Raw genomic sequence first — 15,736 nt, forward strand, 5'->3', positions numbered from 1 at the left:
GCGCCTGTCTCGACGAGAAAATGGGCCAAAGTGCGTTGACCCGGCCCGCCCCCGGGCGCGTCAGACCGCCAGGCCGTAGTAGGCCCGCATGAGGTCGGCGGAGGCGGCGTCCGGGATCGGTTGCGCCCCAAGCCCGGATTCCGCGATGTCGATCGCCGCGAGTCGGTCGTTGCAGGCGGCCGGATCGGTCATGAGCGCGCGGGGCAGGAGATGGCCGTTCGGCAGGCCGCGCAGCCGCTCGGCCGGCGCGCCGAGGTCGAAGGCCGCCACCGGCAGGCCGGTGCGCAGCGCCACGGTCAGCGCGTACGCGTAGGTCTCGGGCCAGATCGACGGCAGCAGGATCAGGTCCGCCGAGACCTGCGTGACGAGATCGAGGGTCTCGTCGTCCTCCCCGTGATGGCCGGTCTCGGCGATCTGGAGGGCCGCCCGGGCGACCCGGTCGAGGGTCGGATCGTCCGTGGAGTAGCGACCCGTCTCGGTGACGCCGGCGCGCGCGAGGCCGCCCGTCAGGGCCGGGTCCGAGTGGCCCACGATCGCGAAGTGCAGCGGCAGGTCGCGGTCCCGCGCGTCGGTGGCGAGCGCCTGCAGCAGCAGTCCGCCTTCGGGGAGGCTGATGCCGCCGAGCACGGCTACGCGGCGGATTCGGCCGGGCCGCTGGAGGGCGGTCGAGCGCACCGACCGCTCCGGCTCGACATGCGGCCGCACCGTGACCGCGAGGTCCGGGTACACCGTCCGGATCCGGCCCGCCGTGTCGGAGGACGGCGCGAACACCCGCGCGGCGCCGGCCAGGAACGCCCCGAACGCCGCCCGCCGCTCGCCCGGGTCCGGCTCCTCGAACCCGTCCGCGTCCACCGCCAGGCACGACCGGCACTCGGTGACCGGCGCCAGGCCGCAGTAGCGCCCGTCCGGCTGCACCAGGTGGTTGCGGTGGCACACCGGCGAGTAGTCGTGCAGCGTCCACGCGTAGGGACGCCCCGACCCCGCCACCACCGCCATCAGCGCCCGCGCCGCGCCCCAGCGCAAGCCCGCCAGCGAGTGCACGTGGATCAGGACCGGCGCCAGCTGCCCGACGAACTCCGCGAGCTCGGCCGCGTCGCGCGGCAGGTACAGGCTGTCGAGGTTGGGCAGGTACAGGAACTCGGGGCCGCGATACGAGACGTGGACCTCCAAGTTGCGGGTCCGGTCGATCTGCAGCAGCACCACGCTCAGGCCCTCGGCCCGGGCCTGCGCGACCATGTCGTCGATGTGCCGCTGGATGCCCCCGCCCCAGCTGTGCGTCACGTAGAGCAGCGCCCGCCCCGAGAAGTGCCGGGCGAGCCGCGCCCGGTCGAGCCGCGCCCGCCCGCGCCGGCCGGGATCGGCCTGGACGAACTGGCCGACCCGGGCCGGGTAGTCGGGATGCTTGGCGAGCAGCGCCGCCTGGCCCTGGTCGTACTCGCCGCCCGCGTCGAGCCCGAACGAGATCTGGCCGGCGTGGTGGACGAACACGTCCTCGGCGAGCAGGTTGACGAAGCCGGCCTTGGTGGCGCGCAGGCACCAGTCGTTCTCCTCGCCGTAGCCCTTGCCGAAGGCCTCGGCGTCGAGGTCGCCGACGGCGTCGAGGGCGGCGGCGGTCATGTACATGCAGAAGCCGACGCCGGTGGGCACGGGCACGGCGCGGCCGCGATTGACCTGCGCGGCCACGCGGTCGAGGTCGGGCCGGGCGATCTCGAGCGGCATGGTGTTGTTGGCGTTGAAGCGCGGGTAGGAGCAGATCGTGGCGTTGTTGGACAGGGGCGTGACGCTGCCCACGGGCAGCCCCGCGCCCATCCCTGCCCCGGCCTCTACTCCTGCGCCTGCCTCCCCGCCGGACCCAGCCTGAGGGTCTGCCTGCGGTTCGGCGTGGGCGACGAGGCGGTCGAGCCAGTCGCCGAAGACTTCAGCGTCGGAGTTGAGCAGGACGACGGCGCGGCCCTGGCGCAGGCCGAGGGCGCGGTTGACCGAGCGGACGAAGCCGAGGTTGTGCTCGTTCTCGACGAGGTGGAACAGGCCGCGGCCGGCGAGGGCGGCGAGCTCCGCGGTGAGCTGCGGGTCGGGGGAGCGGTCGTTGACGGCGAGCAGGGTGAAGGGGGTGGCCTGGGGCGCCGACAGGCAGGCGTGGAGGGCGCGCAGGGTCTCGCCGCGGCCCTTGTAGACGGGGACGATGACGACGACGCGGGCCTGCGCGATGGGCAGGGCCCGGGGCAGGCGGTCCCACGCGTCGGCGGCCGGGGCCTCCATGGGCGGGTAGGTGCCGAGATCCTCGGGGCAGGCCATCAGCCCGGCGGCCCGGCCGGTGCGCACGTAGTGCAGGAACGGCGACTCCCCGGGACCCAGCAGGTGCCCGTAGGCCCGGCGGTAGAAGCGGGTCGAGAAGTTCTTGCTCGGGTCGCGGTCCTCTTCCTGGCCGTGGGACAGGAAGTGGATCGCCGGGCCGTTCTCGAAGCCGCGCGTGTCGGGGTAGCGCTTGACGTACCAGGGCGCGTCGAAGAGCGGCTCGATCAGGCGGGCCTGCTCGAACAGCGCCGCGTCCTCCTCGGCCGGCGGCGCGCCGTAGCGCGGATCGAAGGCCTCGCCCGCGAGGTCGTCACCGCGCAGCAGGGCCCGGGCGAGGTGGTGGACGAAGGGCGCGAGGCCTGTCGCCTCCGCGGAGGGGTGGTGGGCACGGTAGGCCCAGCCGTTGAAATCGGGCCTGGGGTTGCGGCCCTTCTTCCAGCCGGTGTCGCAGTAGTCGCGCACCGCGTCCTCCGCCTCCGACAAGCCGTAGCGCGCCCGGTAGAAGCCGTGGTCGAAATGCCCCGCCACCAGCCGCGCCTGCAGGTCCAGGAACGCGTCCCGGTCGAGGGTCTCCTGCCCGATCGCCCCGAGCCAGCCCGTGTCCTCCACCGGCGCCCGCGCCGGCCGCAGCCCGCAGACCCGCAGCAGCGCCGCCAGCGTCGAGCGCCCCGGGCCGGGATCGCGCAGCTCCCGCCAGCCCGCCTCGGCGAAGTGCAGGAACGGCTCGCGCCCGCCCACGTCCGGATAGGTCGCCCGGTACCACGCCGCGTCCACCGCCGGCAGGTTCAGCCGGTGCGGCCCCGCGAACGGCTCGGCCCCCGTCAGCCGGGTCTCGGCGACGTAGCGGAAGAACGGGTCGTCCGCGACCGCCCGGCTGCCGGCCCGCGCCTGCACGTAGCCGGCCGGGTCGAAGTCCGGCCGCGGGCCGATCCGCGCCCGCCAGCCCTCCGCCACGTAGTGGCGCAGCAGCGCCGCGTCCGAGGCATCGGCCAGCGCCTCGGCCTGCGGTCCGGGCAGGCGCTGCCGGTAATGGGCGGCGTCGAAGTAGGGGGCGAGCGTCTCGATCCGCAGCGCGAGCGCCGCGTCCGGGTCGGGCCGGGCCGGTCCGCCGTGGAGGACGTAGTGGACCAGCGGGTTCCGGGTGGCGAAGGTGATCCCGCGGCTGAGGCAGTAGGCCAGGGTGTCGAAGTGCGGCGCCGGCTCGCGGCCCTCGCGCCAGCCGGAGGCCATGTAGTGGTCGACCGGGTCGACGCCGGCGGCGGCGAGGTCGGGGTTGACGGCGAGGTAGAAGGCGCCGTCGACGAGGCGGCGGGCGAGGCGGTGGGCCTCGGCCGTGTCGGGCTTCGGCAGGGCGGCCGCCTCCCCCTCCCCGCCGGCCCCGCTACGCCCGGCGCGGCGGCGCGCGAGGGCGTGCAGGAGCGGGTTGATGCCGGCGCGGGCGAGGTGGGGATGGGCGGCGAGGTAGGCGGCGGAGTCGAAGTCGGGGCGCGGGTCGCGGCCCGCGCGCCAGCCGTGGACGAGGTAGTCGCGCACCGGGTCGGCCGCGATCCCGTACCAGCTCGCGTAGAACGCCGTGTCGAAGTGCGGGGCCAGGGCGGCGACCTGCGCGTCCGCGGTGACGAGATCGTCCGCCGCCGGCAGGCCGCGGCGGGCCGCCAGCCGGATCAGCGGGTTGCCGCTCGCGCGGACCGGGCCGGAGCGCGCCCAGCGATGGTACAGGCCGCGGATCTGCTTCAACGCGCGGCGCCCGTTCTGTCGCGCGACGGCCGCCGATCGCCGTCGGAGGGCGTGTCGGAATCGGCGCTGGGTTCGAGGCCTGGAGCTCGGGTGAGCATGTGTTCGCGCGGGCTGGATCGAAGGCGTCTCGGCGCGCCGGGCAGGGTGCCGCGCCGCCGGCCCATCGCCCTAACGGAACGCGCGCGCGGGGTAAACAACCGCACGCCCTGCCCGACGTCCCGCGCGCCCCCAGCGCGGTCAGATCAGGTCGGACCGCCACGTCACGTTCTCCCGCACGATCCGCGCGGGGTTGCCGGCGGCCACGCAATGGGGCGGAACCGTCCCGGTGACGACGGCGTGCGCGCCGACGATCGCGTTGTCGCCGATGACCGTGCCCTTGAGGAGCGTGGCCTGATTGGCGATCCAGACGTGGTTGCCGACCCGGACGGGCTTGGCCGGGTTCAGCCGCGCGCCGGTGTCCCGGGTGACGATGGAGTGGAAGTCGCTCGTCGTCATCCAGACGCCCGACGCGATCGAGCAGTCCGTGCCGATCTCGATCGCCTTTCCCTCGACGGGGTTGAGATGGACGAGCCCGGTGAAGCCGGTCCGGTCGCCGATGCGCAGCACCGAGCCGGGGCCGATATAGATGTTGGCCATCGACAGCCGCACGTCCTCGCCGACATCGAATCGGCAATTCGACTCGATGACGATGTGCATGTCCTTGTCGGACACGCAGCCCCTGCCTATGCGGATGTAGTTGTTGTCGCCGTTGACGTAGATTTTTCCCGCTTGGCTGTGCTGATCCCGCGAATCAATGTCGATGACATTATTCTCCCCTTTGTCGAAGATATTCAAAGACATAATTCGCTCTGCGGGATCTATGAACGCCCCTGGGTGCGGCGCGGCCGACGCCCCGGAGCGGACGGCCGCACATCGAACCCGCGGAAGGAAGCTCGCCTTCTGACATGACGATTACGGTATCGGCGTGCCGAGATCGGGATCCGTCGACATTCGGCGGTCGCGCCGATGCCTCCGAGCCGGCATCGGCGTTTCAGGAATGTCTCTAAGCCATCGGGCGCTGTCCTCACAACTCGCGCGGGGATCGGGCGCCCGTGGCCGGGCGCGGTCGGCGCGCCTCTCCGCGGCTGTTGACGCCGGGAGGCACCTGTGAGGTATGCCGTCAGCCAGCGAAAACATGGGATGAGGCCGTCCGGTGGCTGAGGACAACACCCTGACGAAGGCCCTGGTGGACGTTCGGGCGCGCAGGGCCGCGCTGCAGAGCGACTACGACCGGATCGCGGCCGAGCTGACGAAGCTCCGGGCGGCGGAGGCGGCGCTGACCTCCATCGTCGAGGGGATCCCGCTGGACGCCTCCGGTCTCCACGCACCCGAGGGACCACGGGCCGCCGCGGCCGACCGCGCCGCGCCCGCCTCCGGCGGACGGCGGGGCGCCCGCGGTCCCCGGGCCAACTCGGCCAAGGGGCGGCTGAAGGCGCTGCTCGGCTCGGCCGGCCCGCAGGGCCTGTCGCACGCCGAGATCGCGGAGCGGCTGCCCGACGTCGCGCCCAACACCCTCAACACCTATCTCAGCATGCTGGTGACCGGCGGCGAGGCGATCCGGAACGGCGACTTCTTCACCGCCGCCGCGGCGCCCGACGGGACCGAGGACGGGGACGCCGAGGTCGACGCCGAGGCCGATCCGGACGCGGACGAAGAGGTCCGGCACGACGCCGCCGCGGAGTGATCCCGGCGCCCGGCTCGGACAGGGCCGTCCGATACGGTCCCGCACCCGGCACGCCTCCGGGTCAGGCGGCCGCCGACATCCGCCGGATGATCGGCAGCATCAGCGCGCTCGGCGCGGCGGCCGGCACGGGGAAGATCGTGGCGGTCTGGTCCGTCTTCACCCGGGGCAGCCGCTCGATCACGGTGCGCAGGTTCGGGAGCGTGCGCGCCAGGGTCGCGGCGAGGGTCTCGCCGGCGATCTTGGCCATCACGTATTCCAGGGTGTCGCGGGGCGCCTCGTCGATGGCGCTGGTCGACGGGTAGAAGGCCGCCACGGCGTCGCCGCGCTCCAGGCAGAACTGGCTCAGCTCGTAGAAGGCGGTGTTGTAGACGCGTATCATCTCGTCCAGGCAGGCCGGCTCGAAGGGGGCGCGCTTCTGGCGGAAGATGCGGGGCGTCGCGAAATGGTAGAGCTGCGACGGGCGCATCGCCAGCGCCGCCAGCTGCGGGGTGGCCGGCTCGGCGGCGTCGTAGCGGAGGACCTGGCAGCGGCCGCCGGCGTCGCGGATCTCCCGGGCGATCGCCTCCGCCTCGTCGGCGCCGGACGCGTAGGTGATGCAGACCGCCCCGCCGCCGGCGGCGATCAGCTTGGCGGTCGCGGCGCCGAGGCCCCGCGACCCGCCGACGATCAGCGCCGACACCGCCGCGAAGGCGTCCGGCTCCACCAGCGCCGCGAGGTCCCGCAGGCTCTCCTGCTCCACCGGCCGCGGGCGGACGAAGCCCTCGACCCGGGCGACGAGGCCGGGGCCGACGGCGTCCAGCGTCACCGATTGCAGCATCGGCTGGAACCGCTTCACCGCGTAGCCGAGGCTCGAGCCGGTGCCGCCCTCTGTGACGGTCACGTCGATCTTCGAGAGGATCGAGTGGAGGCCGGGCACGAACATGCCGACGAGGGTCGAGAGGCCGCCCAGGGCCGCGACCCGGCCGGGACCGAGGGCGCGGGCGAGGCGCGGCGCCAGCGCGGCGATCGCCGCCGGGTCCGGCAGCGCGAAGGCCCCGGCGAGGCCCGGCAGCGCCGCCGGATCGCGGGCGACCGGCTCCGCGGGGATCGCGGTCGGCGCCGCCTCGACCGGTCGGGCCGGGGCCCGGTCCGCCGCGAAGGTCGCCTGGATCGTCAGGGTGCGGACGCCGTCCACCGCCAGGGACAGGCGCAGCTGCCGCGCGTCCGCCTCGTGGACCGTCAGGACGGTGCGGTCCCCGACCAGCACGAACCGCTCGAACCGCATCTGCAGCGTCGCGAGCCGGTCGAGGGGTTGGGCGTCGGCGCAGGCATCGAGGGCCCAGAGGGCGGCGTGGACGCCGTGGACGGCGCGCTCGCCGGCCAGCGTCCGCCGGGCCATCCGCGCGTCCATGTGCATCGGGTTCACGTCGCCGGTCGCCCGCGCGAAGGCGGCCTGATGGGCCTCGGTCCAGGTCCGCGTCGTCGCGGCGGCCTCGTCCGAACCGGATCCGTTCATCGCGCAGCTCCTCCTCGGCCGGTCCCTGCCCGGCCCCCGCCCCGGCCGGGCTGGCCGGCCGCCGGATGCCCGGCCCCTTGCTTTATGGCACGCGATCTCGCAAGAGGGCGGCGCTCGCACGCACGGAAAGGGGCCGGTCGATCGCCGGAGGGCAGGCATCCGCAGGGTGTCGCAGGGACCGGTATCGAGGATGACCACGGCTCGCGCCCTGTCGATCGGTTTCGTCGGAAACGTCGTCACCAACCCGTTCGGGAAGGTGGCGGGCCGCCTCGCGGATCTCGCCACGGTCTCGTGCGAGCATCTCCCCATCGGACAGATCGAGCAGGTGCTGGCGGGACCCGCCGCCGCCGACGTCCTGATCGTGCATCTCGACCACCGCTGGTTCTTCGACGTCGCCCCGGACGAGGCGGCCGTGGACCGCGCGCGCGGCCTCGCCGACTTGGTCTCGGCGCGTCTCGCCCGCGCGCCGGGGACGATCATCCTCAACACCGTTCCGTTCGTGCCGGTCTCCTCCGTCGAGAGCGACCTCCACGACCAGCTTCAGGCACTGGCGCGGGTGAACGCGGTGCTGTTCGACCTCGCCCGGGCGCAGGAGCGGGTCAGCGTCGTCGACGCCGCCGGCGCGCTGGCGCTGCTCGGCTTCGCCAACGCCTTCCGCGAGCGCAACCGGTACATGTACCAGATGCCCTACGCCCCGGCCGCCGTGGACGCGCTCAGCGAGCGCTACGCCGACGCCGTCGCGGCGCGGCTGCGGGCGCGGCGCAAGGTGGTGGTGGTCGACGCCGACAACACCCTCTGGGGCGGCGTCGTCGGCGAGGACGGCGTCGAGAACCTGGAGGTCGACAGCGACTATCCGGGGATCGTCCACACCCAGCTCCAGCGCCAGCTTCTGCGCCTGAAGGGCCTCGGGATCCTGCTCTGCGCGGTGACCAAGAACAACGAGGAGGATTTCCGCGCGGTCTTCGCCCAGCGCGCGATGCCGCTCCGCCTCGACGATTTCGTGGCCTACCGCAGCAACTGGACGGAGAAGAGCGAGAACATCCGCGACCTCGCCGCGGCCCTGAACCTCGGCCTCGACAGCTTCATCTTCCTCGACGACAACCCGTTCGAGATCGAGGAGGTCCGCGCCCGGCTCCCCGGGGTCGAGTGCCACCTGTTCGACCGGACGCGCCCCGAGCAGGCGCTCACCCTCCTCGACGGGATCGCGTCGCTGCGCGCCCGGAACGTCACCGCCGAGGACCTGGCCAAGACCGAGCAGTACCGCGGCGAGGCCCAGCGCCAGGAGCTGCAGCGCTCCGCCGCCTCGATGGACGAGTACCTCGCCTCCCTCGAGATCCGGGTACACGTCGCCCGCAACAACCCGGGCTCCCTGCGGCGGGTCACGCAGCTGATCAACAAGACCAACCAGTTCAACCTGACGACGCGGCGCTACACCGAGGACGAGGTGGCCACCGCCATGCGGGAGGGCGGCGTCTACGCGGCCCGGGTGGTCGACCGGTTCGGCGACATGGGCATCGTCGGGGTCGCGATCGTCCGGGGCGGCGAGCTCGAGACGTTCCTGATGAGCTGCCGGGCGCTTGGACGCCGCATCGAGGCCCAAATTCTGCGCCACGTCTGCCAGCAGGAGGGCGATCGGGACCTGAGGGCCCAGTATCGCCCGAGCGCGAAGAACCGGATGGTCGAGAGCTTCCTCGACGACAACGGCTTCGAACCCTTGAGCGCTGGCCCCGAGGGCAAGACGTACCGACTGACACGAGGACCGGATGACACCCCCTACATCCACATCGTCGCGGAGTGACCGCGGCGCCGTCGAGGCGGCTGCCCGCGCGACCTTCGCGCGGCTCGTCGAGACCTGGGGGCGCCCGGACCTGGAGAATCCCGGGCCCGAGGACGACGTCTACGAGCGGCTCGATTCCTTCGCGGTGGTCGAGCTCCTCCTCGAGACGGAATCCGAGATCGAGCGGACGGTCGGCCGCTACGTGCCGCTCGCCAACGAGAGCATCCTCGACAGCACGAAGTCGCCGCTCCGCCGCTTCCAGGGCTGGATCGACTACGTCGCCGAGACGGTCGAGCATGGCTGACCTGCGGTTCTCGCGCGCGACCCTCGCGGGGCTCGTCACCACGGTCGGCGCGCGCGTCCAGGCCTTCGACGACGAGGCGGCCGGCCTCGGGCTCGCCCCCGAGGAGGCGGAGCGCCTCAAGCGGGCCATGGGCTTCGCGACCCGCCACGTCGTCGCCGATCCCGGCACCACGACGGCGGATCTCTGCCTGCACTCGGCGCGCCAGCTCCTGCGCGGCCTCGACCTGCAGCCCGACGCCGTCGACGGGCTGATCCTGGTCACCCAGACGCCGGATTACAGCTCGCCCTCCACGTCGATCGGGATGCAGCACCGACTCGGCATGCGGACCGACACGCTCTGCTTCGACATCCGCCTCGGCTGCAGCGGCTTCGTCTACGGCTTGTCGGTCGCCTACAGCTTGGTCGAATCCGGCCTCGAGCGCGTCCTCCTCTGCGTCGGCGACGTCGCGAGCCGCATGGTCGCGACCGGGGACCGGTCGATCACGCCGATCATGGGCGACGCCGGCGCCGCGGTGCTGATCGAGCGGCGCGCGAGCGAGAGCTTCTTCCAGCTCCACAGCGACGGCTCGGGCGAGAAGGCCCTGTTCATCCCGCACAGCGGCCTCCGGGCCGACGCCGAGGATGCGGGCAAGCCAGGCACCATGCACATGGACGGGGCGCAGGTCTTCAACTTCACCCTCAAGCGCGTCCCGCCGCTGATCGAGGGCATCCTGGCCTTCTCGGACACGCGCGCCGAGGACGTCGATTTCCTGGTCCTGCACCAGCCGAACAAGTACATCCTCAAGAACCTCCAGCGCCGCCTGGGGCTCGACGACAGCAAGCTCCCGACCGGCACCCAGTCGGTCTACGGCAACCAGAACTCGGCCTCGATCCCCGGCACGATCTCGGGCTTCCTCGCGGAGGCCTATGCGGGGCGGCAGGTGCGCTCGCTGCTCGCCGGCTTCGGGGTCGGCCTGAGCTGGGGAGCCTGCACGATCACCACCGACCGGATCTACGCGCCCCCGGTCATGACCTACGAGGAGACCACCCGATGACCGAGGGCGCATTCCTGGACGAGCTCGGCACGATCCTCGACCAGCCGGGGCCGCTCGCCCGCGGGCAGAGCCTCGGGGAGATCGAGACCTTCGACTCGCTCGGCATCCTCAACATCATGGCGCTCTACGACACGCTGGGCCTCGAGGTGGATCCGCAGCGGATCGCCGGGGCGGCGACCACCGACGACCTGATCGCGCTGGCCGGCGCGAAGCTGCAGGCCTGAGCGCGATGTCGGAGCCGATGTCGGAGCCGGGAGGGCACGTCCTCGTCGTCGGGGCCAGCAGCGGCATCGGCCGCGCCGTCGCCGAGCGCCTCCGCGCGGGCGGGGCGCGGATCACCGCCCTCGCCCGGCGGGCGGACCGGCTCGCCGAGCTGGAGGCCCTCGGCTGCGCCGCCGTCGCGGCCGACGTCACCGACCTGCCGGCGATCGGCGGCGTGCTGCAGGCGGCGGTGGCCGAGCGGGGGCTCCTGACCGGGCTCGTGTACTGCGCGGGCGTCCAGGTCATCAAGCCGATGCGCAGCCTCGGCGTGGAGGAGGTCGAGCGCCTCTACCGCACCAACCTCGTCGCGCCGACCCTGTTCGCCGCCGCCTTCGGCAGCGCCCGCGTCTCGACACGGGACGCGGTGTTCTGCGCGGTCTCGTCCGTCGCGGCCCAGCGGCCCGAGCCGGCGATCGTGCCCTACGCCGCCTCCAAGGCGGGGCTCGACGCCCTGATCAAGGGGCTGGCCCGGGAACTCGCCCCCCGGCGCGCCGTCGGCGTCGCCCCCGGCTGGCTCGACACCGAGATGACCCAGGCCCATGCCCGCCTGTACGGCGCGGAGTTCAAGGAGGCGCTGGAGAAGCGCAGCCCCGCGGGCGCCGCGACGGTCGAGTCCGTGGTCGACGCCATCGCGTTCCTGATGTCGCCGCAGGCCCGGCACGTCACCGGCGAGATCCTGCGGGTCGACGGCGGGGCCGTGCTGTGACCGGGACGGCGCAGCGGCTCGCGCTGATCGGCGGCGGCGGCTTCTCCAAGGAGATCGCCGAGATCGCCCGCGCCCTCGGCCACACGGTCGAGGATACCTACTCGACCGCTCCGGAGGTCCAGGTTGGCCGCTACCGCGGCTATCTCGACGCGCTGCTCGCCGACCGGGCGGAGTATGACGGCGTCGTCCTGGCGGTCGGCGGCGTGAGCCGGCGCGCGATCCGGGCGCGGGCCGAGCTGATCGCGTGGCTCGACCGCCACGGCCTCCCCTGCCCCGCCCTCGTCTCGCCCCGCGCGATTGTGAGCTCGGACGTCGCAATCGGCGACGGCGCCTTCGTGGCGCACGGCGTGATCGTCAACGCCGACGCCCAGCTCGGGCGCTTCTGCGTGCTGAACTCGGCGGCCATCGTCGGCCACGACACGGTCGTCGGCGACAACACCACGATCTCACCGGGCGCCTTCGTCGGCGGCCGCTGCGCGATCGGCGCCGACAGCCTCGTCGGGCCGCTCGCCAAGATCCTTCAGGGCCTCACCCTCGGTCAGGGCGTCACGGTCGGCATGGGCTGCAATGTCCTGCGCGCCCTGCCCGACAACGCGACGATCTGGCCCCGGGCGGACATCGTCGCCCCGGCGCCGAAACCGGCCTGATCGGCCTCAGGTCCGCCCGATTGCTACGTCATTTCAGTCTTCCCGAATTCGATGTGTCCAGATGGTCGGCCTCGCGTCCGAACATCGCGAGGAGGTTCCATGAGCGCTGAGCCGCGATCGTTCGAGCAGCCGATCTACGTGACCCGTCCGATGCTGCCCGAACTCGCGGTCTTCACGAAGCATCTGGAGGCGATCTGGCAGTGTGCCGTTCTCTCGAATGGCGGACCGCAGCACGTGGAGCTGGAGAAGCGGCTCCACGCCCATCTGGGCGACGGCCACATCGCGCTGTTCAACAACGGCACCAACGCCCTGATGACGGCGGTCAAGGCCCTCGATCTCTCGGGCGAGGTCATCACAACACCTTTCACCTTCGCGGCGACCCCGCACGTGCTCGCCTGGCACGGCATCCGGCCGGTCTTCGCCGACATCGAGGAGCATTCGATGACTCTCGATCCGGCCCGGATCGAGGCCGCGATCACGGAGCGCACCACCGGAATCCTCGCGGTTCACGTCTACGGCAACCCGTGCGACGTCGAGGCGATCGAGCGGATCGCGCGCAAGCACCGCCTCAAGGTGCTGTACGACGGCGCCCACGCCTTCGGGACCCGGGTCAACGGCCGGCCCATCGCGAGCTATGGCGACGCGACCATGTTCAGCTTTCACGCCACGAAGCTCTTCCACACCGCGGAGGGTGGGGCCGTGGTCACCAACGACGGCGACGTGAAGCGGCGGATGGAGCTGCTGAAGAATTTCGGAATCGCCGACGAGGTGACCGTCAAGGCTGTCGGCATCAACAGCAAGATGAACGAGATCCAGGCCGCCATGGGCCTGTGCCTGGTCGATGCGGTCGCGGCCGAGAAGGCGAAGCGGCTCGACCTCGCGCATGTGTACCGGGATCACCTCGGCGGTGTGCCCGGCATCACCGCCTCGCGGCCTCTCGACCTCGATACCGACAGCCTGCAGTATTACTGCCTTCGGATCGACCGGGCCGTCGCCGGCGTGAGCCGTGACGAGGTCTACGACCGCCTCAAGCACTACAATGTCTTCGCGCGCCGCTATTTCTATCCGCTGTGCAGCCAGTACGAGCCGTACCGTCTCTTTCCCGACAGCGCGATCGACAATCTGCCGGTCGCCAACAGAGTCGGCGACCAAGTCCTCTGCCTGCCCTTCTACGGCGAGCTCGGGACCGCCAACGCGGAGCGGATCTGCCGGATCCTCCGTCACATCGTGATGGACGGCGCCGTCGGCGCTGTGCACGCAGCCTGAGATCGGCCGGCGTCCGGACAATGAGTGTTTCTGGATCCGGCCCTTGAGCGCCCGATGCCCGGAGGGGTTGGTATGAGTGCCGTCCTCATCTCCAGTTTGCGCGCGCGCGTCAGCCTGTTTCTCGCGGGGAAACTGGTCGATGCCGAGTATTATCTGAACCGCTATCCTGACGTCCGCGCGGCCGGTGTCGATCCGGTTCGACACTTCGCCGAATGCGGTTATGCCGTCCCCATCCGCGCGGCGAACCCGTCCATGGAGCGGGCCATCATCAGGCTCTCGCCCTTCCTGGCGCTGGCGGCCGTGCTCCTGCAGATCCGGCGCGACGACTGGGTCCAGTGTTTCGTCGCCCATTATCAAGAGCTCTGGTGCGGCGACCTGGGACTAGAGTTCCGCTTCGCCCGCTGGGTTGCGCGTCTCCTGGCGGCCCGGGCTATGGGGTCCGGGCCCGACGCTGCGAATCTGGAGCGGATCGTCGGCACCACGCTCCCGATCGCCCGGATCGGCGACGAGCATCCCTGGCTCACGCTGCGGAGGATGGACCCGCCGGAGACGCATCGATTCAGCTCCCCGCGGGTGTGGGAAGGGCGCGGCGCGCTCGTCGCGCGCGAAGTCACGCTACCCCCGCTCTGGTGCGCGAGCGTCCAGAACGCCAGCGTCTTCGGAGCCATGCAGGTCGCGGCGAGCGGCCACTTCGTGAGCTACGAGCCCGCCGCCGATCCGAGTCTGTCCTTCGCGGCCGGCCAATTCCGGCACGTCATCGCCTGCTACGCGGCACAGGACAACAAGATCGTGGCGCGCCTGCCCGACGCCGCGACAAGCCGCCTCGACGAGGCGATCCTGCTGGGCGGCCGGTGCAGCAACAACCATTTCCACTTTCTCATCGAGTATCTCTCCCGAGGCTACCTGATCGATCGCCTGGGTCTCCCCGACGACATCCCGCTGGTCATCTCGGACAATCTGTTCCCATCGCAGATGGAGGCCCTCGAGTTATTCTTTCCGGGTCGGAAGTTCGTCGCGGTGTCCAGCCGGGAGCGGCTCGACGTCGTAAGGCTCCACATCCCGTCCCTCATGACGTATCTCCCGGACGCGCTTGAGGTCACCGACTGGAAGAAGGAGGGGCTCCGCTTCGCGAGCCTGGACTGGCTGCGGCGGCGTGCCTACGAGGCCCTGAACCTCGAAGACGACGCACCGTCCCAGCCGTCCCGGATCTTTCTGGCCCGGCGGCGCGGCAGAAACATCGTGAACGCCGACGAGGTCGAGGCTGTCTTCGCGCGGCACGGCTTCGCGATCGTGGATCCGAGCACTCTGTCCTTCATCGAGCAGGTGAGACTGTTCGCTGCCGCGACCCATGTCGCCGGTCCCCTGGGCGCCGCGTTCTCGAACACGATCTTCTGCAGGCCCGGGACATCCGTGCTCGGCCTCGGATCACGCTACGCCGTCACCTCGTCCCTGTTCCAGAATCTGGCGGAATTGATGGGCTGCGACTGCATCCATCTCCTGAGCGACAAGCGAAAGCGTGACTTTGTCCGCTTGAGCGCGAACAAGATCTCGCTCCGGCAAGGAAGCTATGCCATCAACACGCGGCGCCTCGACGGCTTGCTGAGGACGTGGCTCGTGCCAGCCTGAGACGGTTGGTTTCCGCGGAAGGTAGGTGGCTTCGCCCGCTGTACGGGTCCGGCTCAGCCCGGGTCGTTTGATGCCGGGATGCGTGACCCTCTCCGCGTCGGACCGACGGGCACACGACGTGTCGGCACCGCGGCAGACCGGCCCCGGAGCGTCGCGTGACAAGGGCCTTCGCGCGTGGCAGGACTTGCCGAGATCCGTGCGTTCGTCGCGTTCCAGCCACTGAGACGTATCCACCCCGTATGCACATGCCCATCGACCGGATCCGTGAAGCGCGTCCGCTGGACAGCCGGCGGCGCTCGAATCTGCGGCTGGCTGAGCCGAGCGACGCGGCTCTGATCTACCGGTTGCGCTCCGACAACCGTCTCAGCCGTTTCCTCAACGCGCCACCCACCACGGTGGAAGAGCAGGCAGCGTGGCTCACGCGATACAAGAACGACGAGGCCGCGGGCAGACAGTACTATTTCATCATCGTTTCCGATGGCCAGGATCGCGGCACGGTCCGGATGTACGATTTTCGGATCATCGCCGGATTGAAGTCGTTCTGCTGGGGCAGCTGGATCATCGCCCCCCCTCCGGTCGTCGGCCTGGCAGGTTACTCCGCCCTCGCGATCTACGAACTGGGATTCGAGCACCTCGGCTTCGAGCATTGTCATTTCGACGTGCGTCGTGAGAATGAGAGCGTGATCAATTTCCACCTCCGTTCGGGCGCGAAAATCGTCGACGAGGGCGAGCAAGATTATTTCTTTCACTTCAGCCGCGAAGCATATGACGCGTTCAGGTCGGCGCACGCGTCGACCATCGAGCGCCACTCCGCCTTGTCACAGGCCTCCTGATCGGAGCGGCGAGCGACTGTGCTGAGCACCCGA

General features: G+C 71.3%; 13 protein-coding genes. 10 read left to right on the forward strand and 3 right to left on the reverse strand.

Going from position 1 to position 15,736, the window contains the following annotated elements; all coding sequences use genetic code 11:
* Positions 1-60: 60 nt before the first annotated feature.
* Both ABIC30_RS11625 and ABIC30_RS11630 read right to left on the reverse strand, forming a co-directional pair.
* Positions 61-4,032: a glycosyltransferase gene (locus tag ABIC30_RS11625; protein ID WP_354455072.1), complete on the reverse strand. Its 3,972-nt coding sequence runs from the start codon at positions 4,030-4,032 to the stop codon at positions 61-63.
* A gap of 237 nt (positions 4,033-4,269) precedes the next feature.
* Positions 4,270-4,743 carry an acyltransferase gene (locus ABIC30_RS11630; RefSeq protein ID WP_273562990.1) on the reverse strand — a complete coding sequence of 158 codons (474 nt, stop codon included), beginning with the start codon at positions 4,741-4,743 and terminating at the stop codon, positions 4,270-4,272.
* 481 nt (positions 4,744-5,224) lie between these two features.
* Here ABIC30_RS11630 and ABIC30_RS11635 point away from each other — a divergent pair, with 481 nt between their 5' ends.
* Positions 5,225-5,755, forward strand: coding sequence for a hypothetical protein (locus ABIC30_RS11635; protein ID WP_354455074.1), 531 nt, complete (start codon positions 5,225-5,227; stop codon positions 5,753-5,755).
* 61 nt (positions 5,756-5,816) lie between these two features.
* Here ABIC30_RS11635 and ABIC30_RS11640 read toward each other — a convergent pair whose 3' ends face one another.
* The gene (locus ABIC30_RS11640; protein ID WP_354455076.1) at positions 5,817-7,250 is read right to left on the reverse strand and encodes an SDR family NAD(P)-dependent oxidoreductase; all 1,434 of its coding nucleotides are present in this window, start codon (positions 7,248-7,250) and stop codon (positions 5,817-5,819) included.
* Positions 7,251-7,440: 190 nt separating this feature from the next.
* On the opposite strand from ABIC30_RS11640, the gene ABIC30_RS11645 reads away from it, so the two are divergent.
* From ABIC30_RS11645 to ABIC30_RS11685, 9 genes are all read left to right on the forward strand, one after another.
* Complete coding sequence (locus ABIC30_RS11645) at positions 7,441-9,048, forward strand: HAD-IIIC family phosphatase (protein WP_354455077.1); 1,608 nt, start codon at positions 7,441-7,443, stop codon at positions 9,046-9,048.
* A complete protein-coding gene (locus tag ABIC30_RS11650; RefSeq protein WP_012318195.1) occupies positions 9,014-9,331 on the forward strand; it encodes a hypothetical protein in 318 nt (105 codons plus the stop codon). The genes ABIC30_RS11645 and ABIC30_RS11650 overlap by 35 nt, the downstream gene beginning before the upstream one ends.
* A complete protein-coding gene (locus tag ABIC30_RS11655) occupies positions 9,324-10,364 on the forward strand; it encodes a ketoacyl-ACP synthase III (RefSeq protein WP_354455079.1) in 1,041 nt (346 codons plus the stop codon). The genes ABIC30_RS11650 and ABIC30_RS11655 overlap by 8 nt, the downstream gene beginning before the upstream one ends.
* Positions 10,361-10,588, forward strand: coding sequence for a hypothetical protein (locus ABIC30_RS11660; RefSeq protein ID WP_010685059.1), 228 nt, complete (start codon positions 10,361-10,363; stop codon positions 10,586-10,588). Before ABIC30_RS11655 ends, ABIC30_RS11660 begins: the two co-directional genes overlap by 4 nt.
* 17 nt (positions 10,589-10,605) lie before the next feature.
* Positions 10,606-11,331 carry an SDR family NAD(P)-dependent oxidoreductase gene (locus tag ABIC30_RS11665; protein ID WP_354455081.1) on the forward strand — a complete coding sequence of 242 codons (726 nt, stop codon included), beginning with the start codon at positions 10,606-10,608 and terminating at the stop codon, positions 11,329-11,331.
* Complete coding sequence (locus tag ABIC30_RS11670) at positions 11,328-11,978, forward strand: LbetaH domain-containing protein (protein WP_354455083.1); 651 nt, start codon at positions 11,328-11,330, stop codon at positions 11,976-11,978. Before ABIC30_RS11665 ends, ABIC30_RS11670 begins: the two co-directional genes overlap by 4 nt.
* 99 nt (positions 11,979-12,077) lie before the next feature.
* The gene (locus ABIC30_RS11675) at positions 12,078-13,244 is read left to right on the forward strand and encodes a DegT/DnrJ/EryC1/StrS family aminotransferase (RefSeq protein WP_354455085.1); all 1,167 of its coding nucleotides are present in this window, start codon (positions 12,078-12,080) and stop codon (positions 13,242-13,244) included.
* 72 nt (positions 13,245-13,316) lie between these two features.
* Entirely contained in the window at positions 13,317-14,870 is a 1,554-nt protein-coding gene (locus ABIC30_RS11680; protein WP_354455087.1) for a glycosyltransferase family 61 protein, read from the forward strand.
* Between the two features lie 239 nt (positions 14,871-15,109).
* Entirely contained in the window at positions 15,110-15,703 is a 594-nt protein-coding gene (locus tag ABIC30_RS11685; RefSeq protein WP_354455089.1) for a GNAT family N-acetyltransferase, read from the forward strand.
* Positions 15,704-15,736 lie beyond the last annotated feature (33 nt).

It is taken from the genome of Methylobacterium sp. 1030 (assembly GCF_040544715.1).
Taxonomy (GTDB): domain Bacteria; phylum Pseudomonadota; class Alphaproteobacteria; order Rhizobiales; family Beijerinckiaceae; genus Methylobacterium.

Bases quoted from the DNA above. Each gene is read 5' to 3' on its own strand.
- ABIC30_RS11640 (WP_354455076.1), bottom strand. From the start codon at position 7,250: ATGAACGGATCCGGTTCGGACGAGGCCGCCGCGACGACGCGGACCTGG.
- ABIC30_RS11645 (WP_354455077.1), top strand. From the start codon at position 7,441: ATGACCACGGCTCGCGCCCTGTCGATCGGTTTCGTCGGAAACGTCGTC.
- ABIC30_RS11650 (WP_012318195.1), top strand. From the start codon at position 9,014: ATGACACCCCCTACATCCACATCGTCGCGGAGTGACCGCGGCGCCGTC.
- ABIC30_RS11655 (WP_354455079.1), top strand. From the start codon at position 9,324: ATGGCTGACCTGCGGTTCTCGCGCGCGACCCTCGCGGGGCTCGTCACC.
- ABIC30_RS11660 (WP_010685059.1), top strand. From the start codon at position 10,361: ATGACCGAGGGCGCATTCCTGGACGAGCTCGGCACGATCCTCGACCAG.
- ABIC30_RS11665 (WP_354455081.1), top strand. From the start codon at position 10,606: ATGTCGGAGCCGGGAGGGCACGTCCTCGTCGTCGGGGCCAGCAGCGGC.
- ABIC30_RS11675 (WP_354455085.1), top strand. From the start codon at position 12,078: ATGAGCGCTGAGCCGCGATCGTTCGAGCAGCCGATCTACGTGACCCGT.
- ABIC30_RS11680 (WP_354455087.1), top strand. From the start codon at position 13,317: ATGAGTGCCGTCCTCATCTCCAGTTTGCGCGCGCGCGTCAGCCTGTTT.
- ABIC30_RS11685 (WP_354455089.1), top strand. From the start codon at position 15,110: ATGCACATGCCCATCGACCGGATCCGTGAAGCGCGTCCGCTGGACAGC.